A 17395-nucleotide genomic window follows, 5' to 3' on the forward strand; every position below is an offset into this window, starting at 1 on the left:
TCTGTCGATCAGCTGCGGCCACGCAGCAGGCTGCGGGTCGCTCCCGCGATCCCCAGCAGCGTCCCGGCAGCCAGCAGCCCTGCCCCGGCCAGGGCGGCGTACCGGGCCGGCGCCCCCGGTACCGGCGGCCGGCTCGGCAGGTGCCCCCCTGCGGCAGGTGCGCTGCTGCTAGCCGGGGAGGTCCCGCCGTCGAGACGGGCCGCGAGCAGCTCGGCCAGGTGCAGCCCCTCCCGACCGCCGCTGTCGAGCTCGTGGATCTGGGTGCGGCAGGAGAACCCGTCAGCGAGCACAGCGGTGTCCGGGTCCGCCGCCCGCAGCCGGGGCAGCAGCACCTGCTCGGCGCACGCCTCGCTCACCTCACCGTGCCCGGCGGTGAACCCGAAGTTCCCGGCCAGCCCGCAGCAGCCGGAGTCCAGCGCCTCGGCGTCCACCCCGGCGGCCTGCAGGAGGCGGGTGTCGGCGTCGAAGCCCATGATCGCGTGCTGGTGGCAGTGCACCTGCGCCAGCGCACGGGTGGTGCCGGCGTCGTCGAGACGAGGGGGCCGCCAGCCGGGGGAGTGGTCCATCAGCAGCTCGGCGAGCGTGACGGTCGCCTGCTGCAGCCGGAGCACGTCCTGGTCACCGGCGAGCAGGTCCGGTGCGTCGCTGCGGAACACGGCGGTACAGCTCGGCTCCAGACCGACCACGTACCCGCCGCGCTGCACGTGCTCGGCAAGCATCTGGGTGGTGCGGGACAGCACCCGGCGCGCGGTGGTCAGCTGCCCGGTGGAGATCCAGGTCAGACCGCAGCACAGCGGCTCGGTCGGGATGCGCACCTGCCAGCCGGCGTCCTCCAGCAGCTCCACCGCCGCCTGGCCGACGCTGGGGTGGAAGGTGTTGGTGAACGTGTCCGGCCAGAGCAGCACCTCACCACGCTCACCGCTGCCAAGGGGGCCGCGGCCGGCCCACCACTGCTGCAACGTGGGGCGTGCGAACACCGGGATCTCCCGGCGCTCCAGCCCGGCCGCTGCCGGGATCACCTCCCGCAGCACCGGTGCGTGGCTGATCGCGTTCACCACCGGTGCGGCACGCAGCCGGGAGACCGCCCGGGCGGCCACCGGCAACCAGCCGAGCGCGTAGTCCGCACGCGGGCGCAGCCGGCCGGCGTAGTGGTGGGCGAGGAACTCGGCCTTGTAGGTGGCCATGTCCACGTCCGCCGGGCAGTCGGTCTTGCACCCCTTGCAGGCCAGGCACAGGTCCAGGGCGTCGCGCACCTCCGTGGAGCGCCAGCCGTCCGTGATCCTGCCGTCGGAGTGCCCGTTCATCATCTCGAACAGCAGCCGGGCACGTCCCCGGGTGGAGTGCTCCTCCTCCCCGGTGACCTGGTAGGAGGGGCACATCACCTGCCCGCCCTGAGGGGTCGAGACGCGGCAGTTGCCCACCCCCACGCACCGGGAGGCGGCGCTGACGAACGAGCCGCCGTCCTCCGGGTAGGCGAAGAACAGGTCCTGCGGTGCCCGCGGTGACCAGTGCGCACCGAGCCGGAGGTTCTCGTCCAGGTGGTAGGGGTGGACCACCTTGCCCGGGTTCATCAGGTTCTGCGGGTCGAAGATGTGCTTCAGCTCGCCGAAGGCGGCCATGATCGTCTCCCCGAACATCCGGGGGAGCAGCTCGCCGCGGCTCTGCCCGTCACCGTGCTCACCGGAGAACGAGCCGCCGTAGGAGGCCACCAGGTCGGCGGCCCGCTCCATGAACCGGCGGTAGGTGGCCACCCCGTCGGCGGTGAACAGGTCGAACGGGATCCGGGTGTGCACGCACCCTTGGCCGAAGTGCCCGTACAGGCTGGGACCCGCCTCGGAGGCGTAGCCGAACTCCTCGTACAGCGCTCGCAGGTCGCGCAGGTAGTCGCCGAGCCGCTCCGGCGGCACTGCCGAGTCCTCCCAGCCCTCGAACGTGTCCCGGTGGCCCGGCTGGTGCGCGGTGGCGCCCAGACCGGCCTCGCGCACCGCCCAGAGCTCGTCCTCGCGCTCTGGGTCGTCGAAGGTCTTCGCATACGGCTCGTGCTCGGTGCCGTCCAGGTCCGCCAGCAGCTCCTGGGCGGCCCGGTCAGCCTCCTCGGTGCTCTCCCCACCGAACTGCACCAGCAGGTAGCCGGTGCCGCGGGGGAGCTCGCTGAGCGCTTCGGCGTTCATGTCCTTGACCTGCTCGTCGTGCACCAGGTAGTGGTCCACACCCTCCAGCGCCACCGGCTCGTGCCGCAGGATCGTCGGGACGGCGTCCGCGGCCGTGGCGATGTCCGGGTACCCCAGGATGACCAGGGAGCGGGCCTGCAGCACCGGCACCAGCGTGAGCTCGGCGTGCAGCACGGTCACCAGGGTGGACTCGCTGCCCACCAGCGCACCGGCTACGTCGAAGCCGTGCTCGGGCAGCAGCGAGTCCAGGTTGTAGCCGGAGACCCGGCGCGGGATGTCCGGGTAGCGGGTGCGGATCTCCTCGGCGTAGTCGTCCCGCAGCCGGCGCAGCGAGCGGTAGATGGTGGCCCGCCGGTCGCCGTGCCGTTCGATCTCCCGGTACTCGGAGTCGCTGGTGCGCCCGCACTAGAACTGGGCGCCGTCGTAGGTGAGCACCTCCAGCGCCGCGATGTTGTCCACCACCTTGCCGGTGCGCTGGGCAGAAGCGCCGCAGGAGTTGTTGCCGATCATCCCACCGAGCGTGCAGCTGCGGTGCGTCGAGGGCTGCGGCCCGTACCGCAGGCCGGTGGAGGCGAGCTGCCGGTTCAGGTCGTCCAGCACGATCCCCGGCTCCACCACACAGGTCCGGTTCTCCTCGTCCACGCTGAGCAGCCGGTGGCAGTACTTCGTCCAGTCCAGCACCACGGCGGTGTTCGTGCACTGGCCGGCCAGGCTGGTCCCACCACCGCGGGAGAGCACCGGTACCTGGTGCTCCCGGCAGACGGCGATGGCCTCGGCCGCCGCGGCCACGGTGCGCGGGACGACCACTGCGATCGGCACCTGCCGAAAGTTCGAGGCGTCGGTGGAGTACGCCGCTCGACTGCCGTCGTCGAACCGCACCTCACCATCGACCCGCTGGCGCAGGTCGCGCTCCAGGTCCTCCTGCGTCGTCCTTGTTGTGACACCGAGCGTGTCCGTCAACTGGCCACCTCCACGGCACGACCTCCACGGTCGCGCGATCGGGATGTGCGCGGCGCAGGCTCCCCCCTGAACCGTGCGTCAGGGTGCCCACGCTAGACGCGTCCGGCACGTCCCGCAGGTCGTGGGCCCCGGTGAGCACGTGCTGTCGAGCGGTGTGGCCCCCTGCCTCGTTCCTGCGGTGGTGCCGCCGCCGCTCTCGCGTTGCCGGTCCTGCTGGTCGGTGCTTCCATGGCCCCAGGCGAGCCGGTCAAGCCGTCGGCCCTCGTGTCCCGCCACAGATGGGGCGAAGCCTGACGACTCGTGCGCGACGACCTGCTGGAACTCCTCGTCCCGCCGGCGAACGGGAGCGTGCTCACCCTCGCGCGGCGGAGGACCTGCTGGTGCAGCTGCGCGCGGAGACCGACGCCGTCCGGCGAGCTCCCTTGTACGCGGCGCTGGTGGCCGACCACCTGCACCTGGTCGACGCCATCGCCGCGCGGTACCGCAGCCGGGGGGTGGACTGGGACGACCTGGTCCAGGTGGGCCGACTCGGGCTGTGCAAGGCCATCTGCGGGTACGAACCGGCGCGGGGGCGGCCGTTCGTCGCCTACGCGGTGCCGACGATCTCCGGAGAGATCAAACGTCACTTCCGGGACACCGTCTGGGCGGTCCGCCCACCACGCCGGCTGCAGGAGATCCAGCTGGAGCTGCGGGAACGGGAGGTCGAGCTCGAGCAGGACCTCGGACGTGCCCCCTCGGACAGCGAGCTGGCCGCGGCCGCCGGGGTCGAGGAGACAGAGCTGCGCGAGGCGCAGGTGGCGCAGCATGCCGCGCGGAAGGTGTCCATCGATGCACCAGGTGATTCCGGGGTGGCGTGGTCGGAGCGCCTCGATACGCAGCGTGACGACTACGCCGTCGTGGAGGCCAGGCTCGTGCTGCGCCCTGCTGTGCGTGAGCTGTCCCGTCGGGAGCGCCGGGTGGTCTACCTGCGGTTCGTGCGAGGCTGGACGCAGCAGGAGATCGGCGACGAGCTCGGCGTGAGCCAGATGCAGGTCTCGCGTCTGCTCAGCCAGATCCTGGCCAAGCTCCGGCAGCGCATCGCGCCGCTGGACCAGGCGAGCTGAGCGGTCACGACGGTTCCAGCCGCTGCAGCGCCGCATACCCGAACTGCAGCGCATCGGCGCCGGCTGCGGTTGCACCTCCTCGTCGACCTCCGACGGCAGAGCAGGGCTCTGATACCTGGTCAGCGGTGCTCGCAGCGGGCTGGTGACCGAGTCCTTCGCCAGGGTCCGGCTCAGCCGGTGCGTGGCCACCGTCAGGAGGACCAGGTCGCCTGGGCGGATGGGTGCCGGCCGCTTCCGCCAGACGATCGTGGCCAGGGCGGCCGTACCCAGGCCATACGCAGCCAGCAGCGCCAGGTACCCGCCTAGCGGGCGGTGCTCATCCGGGGAGTAGTCGGCCTGCAGCTCGTCCAGTCGGCTCGTGTCGTCGCTCTCCATGATGGGGACCTACCCGTCCGAGCGCAGCGCATGCGCCAGGACCGGGAGGCGTGGTCGGCAGCCGAGCGGGTAGGACACCCAGCATGGCCGGTCGTCATCGGCGTCCCCGACCGAGCGGAGGCAGGAACGATGGATCGTCTCGTACCCGCTGTCCCTCGACGAGGCTGCGCACGGGTACGACCAGTTCGACCGCCGCCTCGAGGGCTGGACGAAGGTCCTGCTCAAGCCGTGATCCTCACCTCCGGCGAGCGCCGATGCATGCTCTGTGCCGGACCGGGTAGGCCGAGACCATGAGCAGTGACGAGCAGAACCGCAAAGATGACCCGGTGGTGCAGGTGACCATCCCGGGTGCGCCAGGCGCGATCGCGCCGTCTGCCGAGCCGACCGCAGCACGGGAGCCCCCACCCGCCAAACCGGACCAGCAGCCGCCACGACCGGTGTCCGCGACCGGCCGACCACCCGGCGATGGTGAGCCGCGGGCCCAGGCTGGAAGGCGGCTCACCTCCGCACAGGGGCTGCCGCTGCGGGACACCGACCACTCGCTGAAGGCGGGACCACGGGGCCCGATCCTGCTGCAGGACCACCACCTGCGCGAGAAGATCATGCACTTCGACCACGAGCGCATCCCGGAGCGGGTCGTGCACGCTCGAGGAGCGGGAGCGCACGGGGTGTTCCGTTCCTACGGCACCGCTGCGCACATCACCCGCGCGAGGTTCCTCACCGCAGAGCAGGAGACCCCTGTCTTCACCCGGTTCTCCACAGTGGTGGGCAGCCGTGGCTCAGCCGATGCCGTGCGGGACACCCGCGGGTTCGCCACCAAGTTCTACACCGACGAAGGTGTCTTCGACCTGGTCGCCAACAACATGCCGGTGTTCTTCATCCAGGACGGCATCAAGTTCCCCGACATCGTGCATGCCGCGAAACCGCACCCGGACCGGGAGATCCCGCAGGCGCAGAGCGCCCACGACACCTTCTGGGACTTCGTCTCCCTGCACACCGAGGCGCAGCACCACGTGATGTGGCAGATGTCCGACCGGGGCATCCCGCGCTCGTTCCGGATGATGGAGGGGTTCGGTGTGCACACCTTCCGCATGGTCGATGCCGACGGCGGGACGACGTTGGTGAAGTTCCACTGGAAGCCGCGCCTGGGTGCGCACTCCCTGGTCTGGGAGGAGGCGCAGCTGGTCAACGGTGCCGACCCGGACTTCCACCGTCGCGACCTCTATGACGCCATCGAGGCCGGTGCCTACCCACAGTGGGAGCTGGGCGTGCAGGTCTTTGCCGACACCCCCGAGCAGACGTTCGAGGGTATCGATCTGCTCGACCCGACCAAGATCGTGCCGGAGGAGCTGGCGCCGGTACAGCCGATCGGCGCGCTGACCCTGACTGCTGCACCGGAGAACTTCTTCGCCGAGGTGGAGCAGGTGGCCTTCCACCCCGGGCACCTGGTACCCGGGATCGACGTCACCGACGACCCGCTGCTGCAGGCCCGGTTGTTCTCCTACCTGGACACCCAGATCACCCGGCTCGGCGGGCCGAACTTCGCCCAGATCCCGGTGAACCGGACGCATGCGCCGGTGGACGACATGCTCCGGGACGGCTTCCACCAGGACGCGGTCCACCGCGGTGTGGCGCCCTACCAGCCGAACTCGCTCGATGCCGGCTGCCCGTTCGTGGCCGGGCAGGAGGCTGCGTTCATCGACGTCCCGCAGGAAGTAGCCGCTGGTCGTAAGGAGCGCGCTGCACCTGCCTCGTTCGACGACCACCACAGCCAGCCGCGTCTCTTCTGGCACAGCCTGTCCCCGGTGGAGCAGGACCACCTGGTCGCCGGGTACACCTTCGAGCTGGGACGGTGCTACGAGGAGGTGGTCAAGCAGCGGCAGCTGGAGTCGTTGGCGCGGATCGACACCGGCCTCTGCCAGCGGGTCGCCGCAGGGCTGGGTCTGCCTGTTCCGAGCGTTCCCGCTGACCAGCACGCCCTGCCGGTGCAGACCAGCCCAGCCTTGTCTCAGGTGGGGCAACGCTGGCCGGTGGATGGTCGCGTGGTCGGCATCGTGATCGACGCAGGCACCGACCTAGGAGCAGCCGCCCGTGCCCAGGCATCGTTGGACGAGCAGGGCGTGCTCGCGCTGCTTGTCGGCCCGCACGGTGGTCGGCTGAGCGACGGGAACTACGAGGTGGTGCTGCAACGCAGCTATCTGACCGCCCGCTCGGTGGAGTTCGATGCGCTGCTCGTCGCGGCTGGTGGAGCGCCCGCGGCCGACGCTGCGCCACCGCTCGACGCCAAGGCGGGCGGCCTGGCCCCGGCTGGGGTGGAGCCACGCCTGGGCCTGCTGGTCGGCGAGTGCTGGCGGCACTGCAAGCCGATCGGAGCCTGGGGTGCGGGCCGCAGCGTGCTCACCGACCTGGTCCCGGGGACGGAACGCCCCGGGGTGGTGCTCGAGGAAGCAGCGGACCGGGTGCTGCCGCAGGTGCTGGAGCTGCTCGCCGAGCACCGCGTCTGGCAGCGGTTCGACGCCCGGTCGGAAGCGTGACGAGGAGTACATGCCCGACCAGGGACCAGCCGACCAACCGGCGCAGAGCCAACCGCACGTGCTGCGAGAGTACGCGCTGCTGGCCGACGGGGAACGCGGGGCGCTGATCGGACCCCGCGGTGAGATCGGCTGGTTGTGCGCCCCACGTTGGGACTCTGCCGCACTGTTCTCCTCGTTCGTCGGCGGCGCCGGGCTGTATGCCCTCACCCCCGAGGACCGGTGGTTCGTCTGGGGCGGATACTACGAGGAAGGCACACTGGTCTGGCGTTCGCGGTGGATGACTGCCGACGGTGTGATCGAGTGCCGGGAGGCGCTGGCGTTCCCCGGCGAGGAGCACCGGGCCGTGCTGATGCGCCAGGTGCTGGCCGTCGACCGGGACGCAGAGGTGCTCCTCCGGCTGGACCCACGAGCGGACTTCGGCCGCTGCCCGGTGCAGGACAGCCGGCTCGAGGCGGGCACCTGGACCGCACGTAGCGGCCCCCTGCACCTGAGGCTGACCGGGGTCGAGGGGGCCCGGCTCGGTCAGCGTGGGCTGCAGCTGGAGCTGAGCGTCCCGGCCGGGAGCAGCCACGACCTGGTCCTGGAGGTCGCGGACCAGCCGCTCACCGAGCCGGCAGCAGATGCCGCCCGGGCCTGGTCAGCCACGGTGGAACGCTGGCACCAGGAGGTTCCCGCGATGGTGACCTCGCTCACGCCCCGGGACGCCCGGCACGCCTACGCTGTGCTGCGCGGGCTGACGAGCGACCACGGTGGCATGGTCGCAGCAGCCACCACCTCGCTGCCGGAGCGCAGCGAAGCAGGACGCAACTATGACTACCGGTTCAGCTGGATCCGAGACCAGAGCCTTGCCGGGCAGGCAGCCGCAGTCGCCGGCGGATGGCCGGTGCTCGACCAGGCGGTCCGGTTCGTCACCGAGCGGTTGCTCACCGACGGACCGCAGCTGATGCCGGCCTACACGGTCGACGGCGGGCCGGTGCCCCGGGAGGAACCGCTCGATCATCTGGTCGGTTACCCCGGCGCCGGGGTGGTCGTGGGCAACCAGATCCACGACCAGTTCCAGCTGGACATCTTCGGTGAGGCGCTGCTGCTGCTGGGCACGGCCGCGCGGCACGACCGGTTGGACCTGCCAGGCTGGCGCGCCGTGGACGTGGCGGTCAGCGCCATCCGGGACCACGACGGGCAGAAGGATGCCGGCATCTGGGAGCTCGAACCGCAGCACTGGGCGCACTCGCGGCTGATCTGTGCCGCCGGGTTGCGGGCAGTCGCTGCGGTAGCGCCAGCAGCAAAGGCTGCCCAGTGGACCAGGCTGGCCGAGTCGATCGTCGTGGACACGGCCGCGGACTGTCTGCACCCGTCCGGCCGGTGGCAGCGTTCCGACGTGGACGAAGGTGTCGATGGTGCCCTGCTGCTGCCGGCGGTCCGGGGCGCTCTGCCCGCACAGGACCCGCGCACCAGGGCCACTCTGGCTGCGGTGCGCGCGGAGCTGACCGAGGACGGCTATGTCTACCGGTTCCGCCACGACCAGCGTCCGCTGCGGGAGGCGGAGGGCGCGTTCCTGCTCTGCGGCTTCGTCACGGCACTGGCCTGCGAGCAGCAAGGGGAGCACGCTCAGGCGCGCGCCTGGTTCGAACGGAACCGGGCCGCGTGCGGGCCACCTGGGCTGTTCTCCGAGGAGTACGACGTCACCCAGCGCCAGCTGCGTGGCAACCTGCCGCAGGCGTTCGTGCACGCGCTGCTGCTGCAGACCTCGATCGACCTGGCCGGCGACCCTGGTCAGTAGTCGATCGGGCGTACCGGCAGCTCACCTGTGCGCCACGCCTGTGGCTGCGCCAGCGGGCACTCAGCGCTCGTGCAGCGCGGTGGCTCCCCGGTGACGGCGTACCCGCACCTGGGGCAGACCAGCTCGGCCATCGTCATCCTCTCCTTCTGCTTCGGCGCCAGGTGACGCCCGCGACGGCAGCGGCAGTCGCCGACAGCAAAGAGGCCGCCACCAGGTCGCGTCGCATCGTCAACCACGACCACGGGTCCCGGCTGCGGACCTGTGCGAGGAACGGCCCGTCCTGGCCTCGGTCCTCCTGCTCGTCCTTGGCTTCGAACAGGTTGGACCCCCAGCGGGGCAGGTCAGCATCGCTCTGCTGTGCACCGATGCCGGTGCGGGCCAGGTACAGGTCCGCCAGCCTGGGCACCAGCCGGTCGCCGAGGATCGTGTAGGCCGTGGAGAAACCGACCCACATGTTCCGCCGGGGGTGCTCGGCGATGAACACGATGCCCCGCGCGGCCACCGCGGGGGAGAAGATCGGCGGGACCGGCATGGGGTGGCCGGGCATGCGGTTGAGGTTCCAGGAGAACTGGGGAGTGTTCAGCCCGGGCAGCTGGATGGTGCACAGCTTCACGTTGCTGTGCTCGCTGGCGAGCTCGGTGACCACGGACCGGGTGTACCCCACGACTGCGTGCTTGGCGCCGCAGTAGGCGGCTTGCAGCGGGATGGACCGGTAGGCCAGCGCAGAGCCGACGTTCACGATCACGCCCCGGTCGCGGGGGCGCATGTGTGCCAGTGCGGCCTGTGTGCCGTGCACCTGCCCGAGGTAGGTCACCTCGGTGATCCTGCGCACCTCCTCGGCGCTGGTGTCCCAGGAGTAGGCGAGCGAACCGACGAACGCGACGTTCACCCAGATGTCGATCACACCCAGCTCGGCGGCCACCTGTGCTGCGGCCTGGTGCACCGCGTCGGGGTCCGCGACGTCGGTGCGCACCGCCAGCCCGCGCTGCCCCCGCCGCCGCACGGCTGCCTCGGCCGCTTCCAGTCCTGCGCGGCCGCGAGCGAGGATGGCCACGTCGTAGCCGGCGTCGGCGAACGCGTGCACCGCCGCGCGCCCCACCCCTGCCGTCCCTCCGGTCACCACGGCCACCTTGTGCGCTGCGCTGGTCATCGCCTCTCCTTTCCGCTGACGTGTGGTTCGAGCTCAGCGAGTGCGTCCAGCACCGTGTTCCACGAGCACTGGCACGCCCGCGTGGGTGCCCCGGTCGGCCGGCTCGTCGGACCACCACCACGCCTGCAGCCCGCCCGGGGTGGTCCACGCGTCCCCGGCCTGGTCGGTCCCGATCTGGAGCCTGCGCGTGGTGCAGACGGTCTCGGGGTCCGCGGCGGTCATGGTCGGTCACCTCTACCCGTGGGAGCTCCTTGCCGGGTCTCCCTGTCCTCGTCGGCGCGGTCCATGCCCTCCTGCTACCCGAAAGGCCGCGGACCAAAACCTGCCCAGCACCCGCCCTGGGGGTGTACGTCTGGCGGCAACGGGTACTACGCACGGTATGAGTGCCGAACATGAGTCCATCGCCACCTCTGCCGCCGAGCTCGTCAACTCCGAGGGCGGCTTCCCTGCCCAGGAGCAGCAGCCCCCAGGCCTGACGAGTGCTATGAACCCTGTCCCGGACCACGGCGAGAAGTCCTACGTAGGTCACCATCGGTTGCACGGGCTGCGTGCCCTCATCACCGGCGGCGACTCCGGAATCGGGCGCGCCACGGCGATCGCGTTCGCCCGGGAAGGTGCCGACGTGGCGATCTCCTACCTGGACAGCGAACAACAGGACGCCGAGGAGACCGCCCGATGGGTGCGGGAGGCCGGCCAGCAGGCGGTGCTGCTCCCCGGTGACCTCACGGAGGCGGAGCACTGTGCCGGGCTCCCAGGCGAGGCCGCTGCTGCCCTCGGTGGCTTGGACGTGCTGGTCAACAACGCCGGGTACCAGATGGCCCGGACCACCGGGATCGAGCAGATCAGCACCGAGCAGCTCGACCGGGTGCTGAAGACGAACCTGTACTCGTTGTTCTGGCTCACGCGCGCGGCGGTGCCGCTGCTGGAGCCCGGCGCGAGCATCATCAACACCACCTCGATCCAGGCCTACTTGCCCTCGGTCACCTTGCTGGACTACGCGGCGACGAAGGCGGCGATCAACAACTTCACCGCCAACCTCGCCGCTGAGCTCGGGCCCCGGGGCATCCGGGTGAACGCCGTGGCCCCGGGACCGATCTGGACGCCGTTGCAGCCGGCCACCCAGGACGGCGACCACCTGGAGAGCTTCGGCGGAGACACCCCGCTCGGCCGTGCCGGGCAACCGGGTGAGGTGGCCCCCGCCTACGTGTTCCTGGCGGCACCAGCGGAAGCAAGCTATGTCTCTGGAACGGTGCTCGGGGTCACTGGTGGCAAACCGGTGTTCTGACCCGCTCGCGTTGCCGAGCACGAGGTCTGGTGCTTCGATGAGGGCGAGGTGAGCGGGTCAAGCAGCCGGCTCGCGACCGTCGTGTGATGGGTCGACCTATGACTGCTTCGAAGCAGCACGTCGTCGCGGCCGAGGACCAGGTGGCGACCGGTGGTCCCACCTCCGGCCCGGTTGCGGAGCGGCTTCTGGAGCAGCTGCGTACGACAGCAGAGCCGGCAGCGCGCTCGGCTGCTTACGAGCGCCTGGTAGCGATGCACCTGCCGCTGGTCGAGACGATCGCAGCCCGGTACCGCGGGAAGGGCACGGAGAGGGACGACCTGGTCCAGGTGGCAAGCCTCGGCCTGTGCAAGGCCATCTGTGGCTACCAGGCCGACCGGGGCCCGTCGTTCCTGGCTCATGCCGTGCCGACGATCACCGGGGAGCTGAAGCGGTACTTCCGCGACCTGGCCTGGAACGTGCGTCCACCGCGCCGGCTGCAAGAGCTGCAGCTGGAGCTGAGGGAGTGCGAGGCGGTGCTGACCCAGCGGTTGGGGCATCCTCCGTCCGAGGAGGAGCTGGCGGCCGCCAGCGGGATCGAGCAGCACGCCCTGCGCGAGGTGCGGGTGGCCGAGCAGGTGGCTCGCACCGTCTCCGTGGAGGCTCTGGGTGAGACCAGCGGGCGGTGGGCGGAGGCACGGCTTCCTAGCAGCGACGACTTCGCCGCGACCGAGGCCCGGCTCGTGCTGCTGCCGGCGGTCCGCGCGCTGACGCTGCGCGAGCGGAAGATCCTCTGGCTGCGGTTCGTGCAGGGGTCGACCCAGAAAGAGATCGGTGCGGCCCTGGGGGTGAGCCAGATGCAGGTCTCCCGGCTGCTCGAGCAGATCTTGACCAAGCTGCGGAGCTGGATCGTGCCGTGGCAGGAGGCCGGCTGAGCCGCCGGCCCAGCCGACCGGTCCAGAAGGGCACAGAGAGGAGCAGGGCTTGCACGTGGCCGCCACGACCATCGGGGGAGAACGCCGTGACTGAGGACGCTGCAGATGTCTCTGCCTCCGGACCGGAGCCGACCACCTATGCCCGCGGCGTCCGCACGGCACTGCGCAACAACGCCTCCGCGTACGGATTCTCGATCACCGTGACCGTCGCCTACGGTCTGGTCAGCGGCACCCAGAGCACCATCACGGCGAGCAAGACGATCGCCTTCGGGCTCGGTGCGGCGGTGGGGTTCGTGCTGGTCGGTGCGATCTTCGTAGCCGCGACCTCCCGCGGGAGCCTGCCGGAGAGCCGACAGGCCCTGACGATCAGCGGTGGTGTGGACATGCTCTCCGTAGGGGCCGCGATCGCTGCTGCCTACGGGCTGTCCCTCCTCCCCGGATTCTGGGCCTGGCCGTCGACCGGCGGCGGAGCCGTCGCCTGCTACCTCCTGGTCAGCGGGCTGGACGTGCTCATCGCACGCGCACTGGCCCGCCACACCAGCTTCGGCAGCAGGCAGTGACTCCACACCACGCGCCGGGGCGGGCCCTGCCGGCCCGGCACGCCCGGCGTGCACGCACAGAACCGGAGGACTGATGGATCTGGACGTCGCAGGACGCACAGCACTCGTGACCGGAGCGGACTCCGGCATCGGGCGCGCCACCGTCACCACGCTCCTGGCCGAGGGGGCCACCGTGGTGGCGACCGCGACGAGCCGCGACGGCCTCGGTGCGATGGCCACCGAGACCGGTGCACCGGTCTCCCAGCGGCGCACCTGCGCTGCCGACGTGACCCGCACCGGGTGCACGCGTTGCAGCACTGGACGCACCAGGAGGTCGGCCCGATCGACGTGCTGGTGCATGCCGCCGGCATCACTGGGCCGAGGCGGCCTGGCACCTCTCCGGTGCCGCTGCGGCACGGTTCCGGCTCCCCGGCAGCTGAGTCCACCGATCGAGGCCACCTGTCCGTCGATCTTCTCCGAAGCCTTCTCCTGGCCGCTGCTGACCCTCGACGACAGCGCCCTGCAGCACGACATCACCACTATGGCCCGCGTCTGCGCCGAGCACCGGGTGGCGCACGCCCCGCACGTGAAGGCCGCGTTGTCCCGCAAGCTGTACTTGGCCGCCGCGTACCTGGGCCTCGGCAGCCACGGCCCGCCCCCCGGGGGCTCGGGCTGCTGGTCGAGCTCGGTGTCGCCGGAGGGCGGACCGGTGCCCGCACCCCGGAGGAAGCCCTGCAGCTCGCCCGGGACGTGCACGCGGCCGGCCTGCCGCTGCTCGGGGTGACCGGCTACGAGGGACCGCTGGTGGACCACAGCGAACGCCCGCGCGCCCGGCGAGTGGTCGAGTACGTGCGGAACCTACGCACCCTGGCCTGCGCCGTCGAGCAGGAAGGGCTGCGGCAGTGGGCACCGGCGACGGCCAGACTGCCGGTGGTCAGCGTGGGCGGCAGCGACCTGGTGGACGTGGTCCTGGCCGAGCTCGGTGCACCGGGCCCCGTCCGGTGCAGGGCATCATCCGCTCCGGCGCCCACCTCACCCACGACCACGGGCTGTGCGCCCGCGCGAACCCGTGGCAGCACCTCGGACTGGCGCTGCACGTGGCGCGCAGCAGTGACCGTCGACGACCAGCTGCGCGTCCTGGACGTGGTGACCACCGACTTCTGACCGAGGAGAGACGATGACCAAGACCGCCGTCCGCACCACGAGCGCACCGGCACCGGCGCACGCTGGCGAACGTGGCCGCGATCGTCGAGGCAGCCGGTGCCACCTTCGCCGACGTCGTCTCCCTGCGCGTGTTCCTCACCGACCGGCACCACTTCGCCGCGATGAACCAGGCCTATGCGGACTTCGTCGTCGAACGGTGCGGCACCGCGGTGTTCCCGGCCCGCACCACCCTCGTCTGCGGGCTGCCGCGCGAGGAGGTGCTCGTGGAGACCGACGCGCTCGCAGTGGTCGCCGAGCCCTGAGCCGCACGCTGCCCTACTGCTGTGTGTCCAGATGCACCAGCCGCACCACTCCGGACAGGTGCACCTGCACCCGCACCGGCTCCTCACCGGCGGGGAGGGCGCCGAGCGGCAGGTCGACCAGCTCGTGCCGGCCGGTGCCGGTAGGCACGTCGGCCGCCAGGGTCGCGAGCGTCTCGCCGGCTGCGGACAGGATCTCCACCCGGAGCCCGGCCGGGGCGTCCGGACGGGTGCGCGCCACCTGCGCCACCAGCCGGACAGCCGCGTGCAGTTGGTCGTCCCGGTCCCCGGCCGCCGGCAGCCGCACGTCCTCGAAGCCCAGCCTGCCACGTCCGCCGGGGACAGTGAGCACATGTCCGCGCTCCGGCAGCGCCTCCTCGATCCGGGTGCCGTGCCAGCTGTCCGCAGCCACCGCCAGCAGTGGCAGCGTGCGCTCCGGCCGCGGCGGTGCCGCCAGCTCCACCTCGGCCAGCAACGGGCAGCCGGCGGCACTCGGCCCGGCGAGCACCCGGTAGCGACCGGCCTCGGTGCGCATCGCGCCCGCACCGGCGTCCCAGTGCTGGAATCGGTCTGGCGGGATGTCGATGTGCACCACCTGCTCCTCACCCGGTGCGAGCAGCACGCGGGTGTAGCCGGCCAGCCGCCGGGGGAAGACCAGCGGATGGTCGGGAGCGTCGGTGTACACCTGCACCACCTCGGTGGCCGGGCGAGCACCGGTGTTGGCGAGGGTGACCTGCGCCCGGTGCGCTCCGCCGTCCTCGATCACCTGCAGCTCCCGGTAGACCACGCGGGAGTAGGTGAGCCCGTGCCCGAATGCGAACAGTGGCTCGGCCGGTGAGTACCAGTACGTGCTGCGTGCGGACAGGATGTCGTAGTCGAGCAGGTCGCCGGCGTCCGCCTCGCTGCGCCACCAGGTCTGCGACAGCCGGCCGCTCGGCTCCACCTCACCGAGCAGCACGTCCAGCAGCCCGTGGCCCAGCTCCTGCCCGCCGTGGCTGGACCACACCAGCCCGCGGGCGCCGGCCTCTGCCGGCGCCAGTGCATACGGGTAGGAGGAGATGAGCGCCAGCACTGCGTCGTCCTGTTCGGCGCGCACGGTCCGCCACAGGGTCGTGGCGGTCGCCGGCAGCGCCAGACCAGGGCGGTCCTCGGTCTCCCGACCGAGCAGGTGCGGGTCGTTCCCGACGGCGCAGACCACCAGGTCCGCGTCCCTCGCCCGGGCGCGGGCGCGCGCGGGCCCGGAGGAGACCACGGCCACGGTGAAACGTTCCGCCTCAGCCAGGGTGGCTGCGGTGGCCACCACCCGCCCGCCGTAGCTCTCGGTGCGCAGCCATCGCCCGCTGGCCACGTGCAGGTAGGAGAACGAGCCGTCTTCGTGCCGGTGGGTGCGGAACGGTTCCTGCGCCACCCAGCCGTGCGGGCGCGGGGAGTCCGCCCGCACCGCACCATCACCGCGCGGCCGCCAGAGCAGCCCGGTGCCAGCCGCCGCCACGGTGAGCAGACCGTGCCCCCAGTCGGTCACGTGCCACTCGTCCGGCTGCCCGCCCGGCTCGGCCAGCAGCTGTCCGTCGGCGGCACACACCACCGGCACGCCTGCGGCCGTGCTCAGCCGGAGGTGGTCGGCGCCGTCGTCCACCTGCACCGGGCCGGCCCACCGGGCCCGCACGGCATCGGCCAGCGAGACGGTGTAGGGCGGTTCGCCCGCGTACCAGTCCGGCAGCACCCGGTCGGCCAGCGGACCGACCACCAGCACCCGGCCGCTGCCGGTGAGCGGCAGCAGCCCGTCGTTGCCCAGCACCACGGTCGCCCGCGCGGCTGCCTCCCGGGCCAGCGCCCGGTGCTCCGGGGCGTCCACCTGGTCCGGACCGGTGCCGGCGTAGGGGTCGGCCGCGGCGTCCAGCTCGCCGGTACGCCACCGGGTGAGCAGCACACGTGCGGCAGCCCGGTCCACGTCCTCCTGGCTGATCAGGCCCTCAGCCAGAGCGGTGCGCAGGTGCGTCAGCGTGGGCTCGGGGTCTTGGCCGTTGTCGGTGAAGGAGTCCACCCCGGCGCGCAGCGCAGCCGCGTGCGCGGTGGCCGGGTCGTCGAAGTACCGCTCGCACTCGGTGAGATTGGTCGGGGCGCCCGCGTCGGAGACCACCAGCAGCTCGAGGGCTGCCTGCCGGCGCAGCTCCTCCAGCAGCTCACCGCTGATGTGGCACGGGCGGCCGTTGACCAGGTTGTAGGCCGGCATCAGGGCCCCGGCCACGCCGGCCTGCAGCGGACCGAGGAAGGCCGGCAGCTCGTACTCGTGCAGCACCCGGGCGGGCAGCTGGGACGAGGTGACCGCCCGGTCGGTCTCGTTGTTGTAGCCGAGCACGTGCTTGAGCGTGGGCACTGTGCGCCACACCTCGTGCGTACCGCGCAGCCCGCGGGCATAGCCTCCGGCCAGGTCTGCGGTCAGGTGCGGATCTTCGGACAGGCCTTCTTCGTTGCGGCCCCAGCGCGGGTGGCGCAGCGGGTTGACCACCGGTGCCCACACGTTCCGGCTCACTGCCGGGTCGGCCGCGTGCTTGGCACGCAGCTCGGTGCCCACCTGCTCGCCGATGCGGCGCAACAGGTCCGGATCCCAGGTCGCGCCCAGACCCACCGCCTGCGGGTACACGGTCGCAGTGCCCAGCCAGGCCACCCCGTGCAGCACTTCCGCCCCGGTGTGGAACGCGGCCAGGCCCAGGCGCGGGACGGCGGGGGTCGCCTGGTGCAGCAGTGCCAGCCGCTCCTCGGGGTCCAGGGCGGTCAGCAGGTCCTGCACCTGCCGGGGAAGGGCAGCGGTCGGCGCCGCGCCGGCCGGTGCCGCGTGGTGCTGGCTCATCAGGTACGTCCTCGTAGATGGAGATGAAGTTCGAAACGGTTCGACTTACCGGGGAGTGTAGTCAGCCAGGTGCTGCGGGTCGAGGTGGTGTGCCGCGGGTCGCTGGGCGCTGGAGGAACGTCGGTGGTAGTTCGGCCGCTCCTGGTGCCACGACGGTGGAGCGGACCAAGAACTGGCTGGAACTTTGAACATCGCTCCGTCGAGTGGCCGGCCAAGGAGCATTCGGTGCTGCTGGGAGGCCGCTGGTGGCCGGTGCCTGGTCTTGCGTGTCGT

The 17395-nt window shown here is 71.6% G+C and carries 14 protein-coding genes and 2 pseudogenes; 9 read left to right on the plus strand and 7 right to left on the minus strand.

Annotated elements, in window-relative coordinates; translation table 11 throughout:
• Positions 1–8 precede the first annotated feature (8 nt).
• Both K338_RS22065 and K338_RS25985 read right to left on the minus strand, forming a co-directional pair.
• The gene (locus tag K338_RS22065) at positions 9–2372 is read right to left on the minus strand and encodes an FAD-binding and (Fe-S)-binding domain-containing protein (protein WP_211218222.1); all 2364 of its coding nucleotides are present in this window, start codon (positions 2370–2372) and stop codon (positions 9–11) included.
• A 204-nt stretch (positions 2373–2576) separates the two neighbouring features.
• The gene (locus K338_RS25985) at positions 2577–3131 is read right to left on the minus strand and encodes an FAD-binding oxidoreductase (protein WP_211218223.1); all 555 of its coding nucleotides are present in this window, start codon (positions 3129–3131) and stop codon (positions 2577–2579) included.
• Between the two features lie 380 nt (positions 3132–3511).
• On the opposite strand from K338_RS25985, the gene K338_RS22070 reads away from it, so the two are divergent.
• A complete protein-coding gene (locus tag K338_RS22070; RefSeq protein WP_051154775.1) occupies positions 3512–4234 on the plus strand; it encodes a sigma-70 family RNA polymerase sigma factor in 723 nt (240 codons plus the stop codon).
• A gap of 54 nt (positions 4235–4288) precedes the next feature.
• Here the strand turns inward: K338_RS22070 and K338_RS26605 are convergent.
• Positions 4289–4609, minus strand: a pseudogene (locus tag K338_RS26605) (DUF1360 domain-containing protein); the annotation flags it as partial.
• Positions 4610–4899: 290 nt separating this feature from the next.
• On the opposite strand from K338_RS26605, the gene K338_RS0111150 reads away from it, so the two are divergent.
• Positions 4900–7143, plus strand: coding sequence for a catalase (locus K338_RS0111150; protein ID WP_022918255.1), 2244 nt, complete (start codon positions 4900–4902; stop codon positions 7141–7143).
• Between the two features lie 10 nt (positions 7144–7153).
• Complete coding sequence (locus K338_RS0111155; RefSeq protein WP_022918256.1) at positions 7154–8923, plus strand: glycoside hydrolase family 15 protein; 1770 nt, start codon at positions 7154–7156, stop codon at positions 8921–8923.
• Here K338_RS0111155 and K338_RS25555 read toward each other — a convergent pair.
• From K338_RS25555 to K338_RS0111170, 3 genes are read right to left on the minus strand one after another with little or no spacing between them, the layout of a single operon-like run.
• Entirely contained in the window at positions 8917–9060 is a 144-nt protein-coding gene (locus tag K338_RS25555) for a hypothetical protein (RefSeq protein WP_022918257.1), read from the minus strand. The two genes, K338_RS0111155 and K338_RS25555, sit on opposite strands and share 7 nt — an antisense overlap.
• Positions 9057–10073: an SDR family oxidoreductase gene (locus K338_RS0111165; RefSeq protein ID WP_022918258.1), complete on the minus strand. Its 1017-nt coding sequence runs from the start codon at positions 10071–10073 to the stop codon at positions 9057–9059. The genes K338_RS25555 and K338_RS0111165 overlap by 4 nt, the downstream gene beginning before the upstream one ends.
• A gap of 33 nt (positions 10074–10106) precedes the next feature.
• Positions 10107–10295, minus strand: coding sequence for a hypothetical protein (locus K338_RS0111170; RefSeq protein WP_022918259.1), 189 nt, complete (start codon positions 10293–10295; stop codon positions 10107–10109).
• A gap of 157 nt (positions 10296–10452) precedes the next feature.
• On the opposite strand from K338_RS0111170, the gene K338_RS0111175 reads away from it, so the two are divergent.
• The 6 genes and pseudogenes from K338_RS0111175 to K338_RS22080 form a co-directional block, all read left to right on the plus strand.
• Positions 10453–11358 (plus strand): SDR family oxidoreductase, encoded by a 906-nt coding sequence (locus K338_RS0111175; RefSeq protein WP_022918260.1) that lies wholly within the window; start codon positions 10453–10455, stop codon positions 11356–11358.
• A 98-nt stretch (positions 11359–11456) separates the two neighbouring features.
• A complete protein-coding gene (locus K338_RS22075) occupies positions 11457–12269 on the plus strand; it encodes a sigma-70 family RNA polymerase sigma factor (RefSeq protein WP_022918261.1) in 813 nt (270 codons plus the stop codon).
• 86 nt (positions 12270–12355) lie between these two features.
• On the plus strand, positions 12356–12829 hold the full coding sequence (locus tag K338_RS0111185) for a hypothetical protein (RefSeq protein WP_022918262.1): 474 nt from the start codon (positions 12356–12358) through the stop codon (positions 12827–12829).
• A gap of 73 nt (positions 12830–12902) precedes the next feature.
• Positions 12903–13592 carry an SDR family NAD(P)-dependent oxidoreductase gene (locus tag K338_RS0111190; protein ID WP_022918263.1) on the plus strand — a complete coding sequence of 230 codons (690 nt, stop codon included), beginning with the start codon at positions 12903–12905 and terminating at the stop codon, positions 13590–13592.
• On the plus strand, positions 13559–13972 hold the full coding sequence (locus tag K338_RS0111195; protein ID WP_022918264.1) for a hypothetical protein: 414 nt from the start codon (positions 13559–13561) through the stop codon (positions 13970–13972). Before K338_RS0111190 ends, K338_RS0111195 begins: the two co-directional genes overlap by 34 nt.
• Before the next feature lie 59 nt (positions 13973–14031).
• Positions 14032–14274 (plus strand): annotated as a pseudogene (locus K338_RS22080) (RidA family protein); the annotation flags it as partial.
• Between the two features lie 13 nt (positions 14275–14287).
• Here the strand turns inward: K338_RS22080 and K338_RS22085 are convergent.
• Positions 14288–17122 carry a glycoside hydrolase family 3 C-terminal domain-containing protein gene (locus K338_RS22085; RefSeq protein ID WP_022918266.1) on the minus strand — a complete coding sequence of 945 codons (2835 nt, stop codon included), beginning with the start codon at positions 17120–17122 and terminating at the stop codon, positions 14288–14290.
• Positions 17123–17395 lie beyond the last annotated feature (273 nt).

The organism is Ruania albidiflava DSM 18029 (genome assembly GCF_000421225.1).
GTDB classification, from domain to species: Bacteria; Actinomycetota; Actinomycetes; order Actinomycetales; family Beutenbergiaceae; genus Ruania; species Ruania albidiflava.

Excerpts from the sequence above, each read along its gene's own strand:
- K338_RS22085 (WP_022918266.1), bottom strand. The coding sequence starts at position 17,122 with ATGAGCCAGCACCACGCGGCACCGGCCGGCGCGGCGCCGACCGCTGCC.
- K338_RS0111190 (WP_022918263.1), top strand. The coding sequence starts at position 12,903 with ATGGATCTGGACGTCGCAGGACGCACAGCACTCGTGACCGGAGCGGAC.
- K338_RS0111155 (WP_022918256.1), top strand. The coding sequence starts at position 7,154 with ATGCCCGACCAGGGACCAGCCGACCAACCGGCGCAGAGCCAACCGCAC.
- K338_RS0111170 (WP_022918259.1), bottom strand. The coding sequence starts at position 10,295 with ATGACCGCCGCGGACCCCGAGACCGTCTGCACCACGCGCAGGCTCCAG.
- K338_RS0111150 (WP_022918255.1), top strand. The coding sequence starts at position 4,900 with ATGAGCAGTGACGAGCAGAACCGCAAAGATGACCCGGTGGTGCAGGTG.
- K338_RS22075 (WP_022918261.1), top strand. The coding sequence starts at position 11,457 with ATGACTGCTTCGAAGCAGCACGTCGTCGCGGCCGAGGACCAGGTGGCG.
- K338_RS25555 (WP_022918257.1), bottom strand. The coding sequence starts at position 9,060 with ATGACGATGGCCGAGCTGGTCTGCCCCAGGTGCGGGTACGCCGTCACC.
- K338_RS0111165 (WP_022918258.1), bottom strand. The coding sequence starts at position 10,073 with ATGACCAGCGCAGCGCACAAGGTGGCCGTGGTGACCGGAGGGACGGCA.
- K338_RS0111175 (WP_022918260.1), top strand. The coding sequence starts at position 10,453 with ATGAGTGCCGAACATGAGTCCATCGCCACCTCTGCCGCCGAGCTCGTC.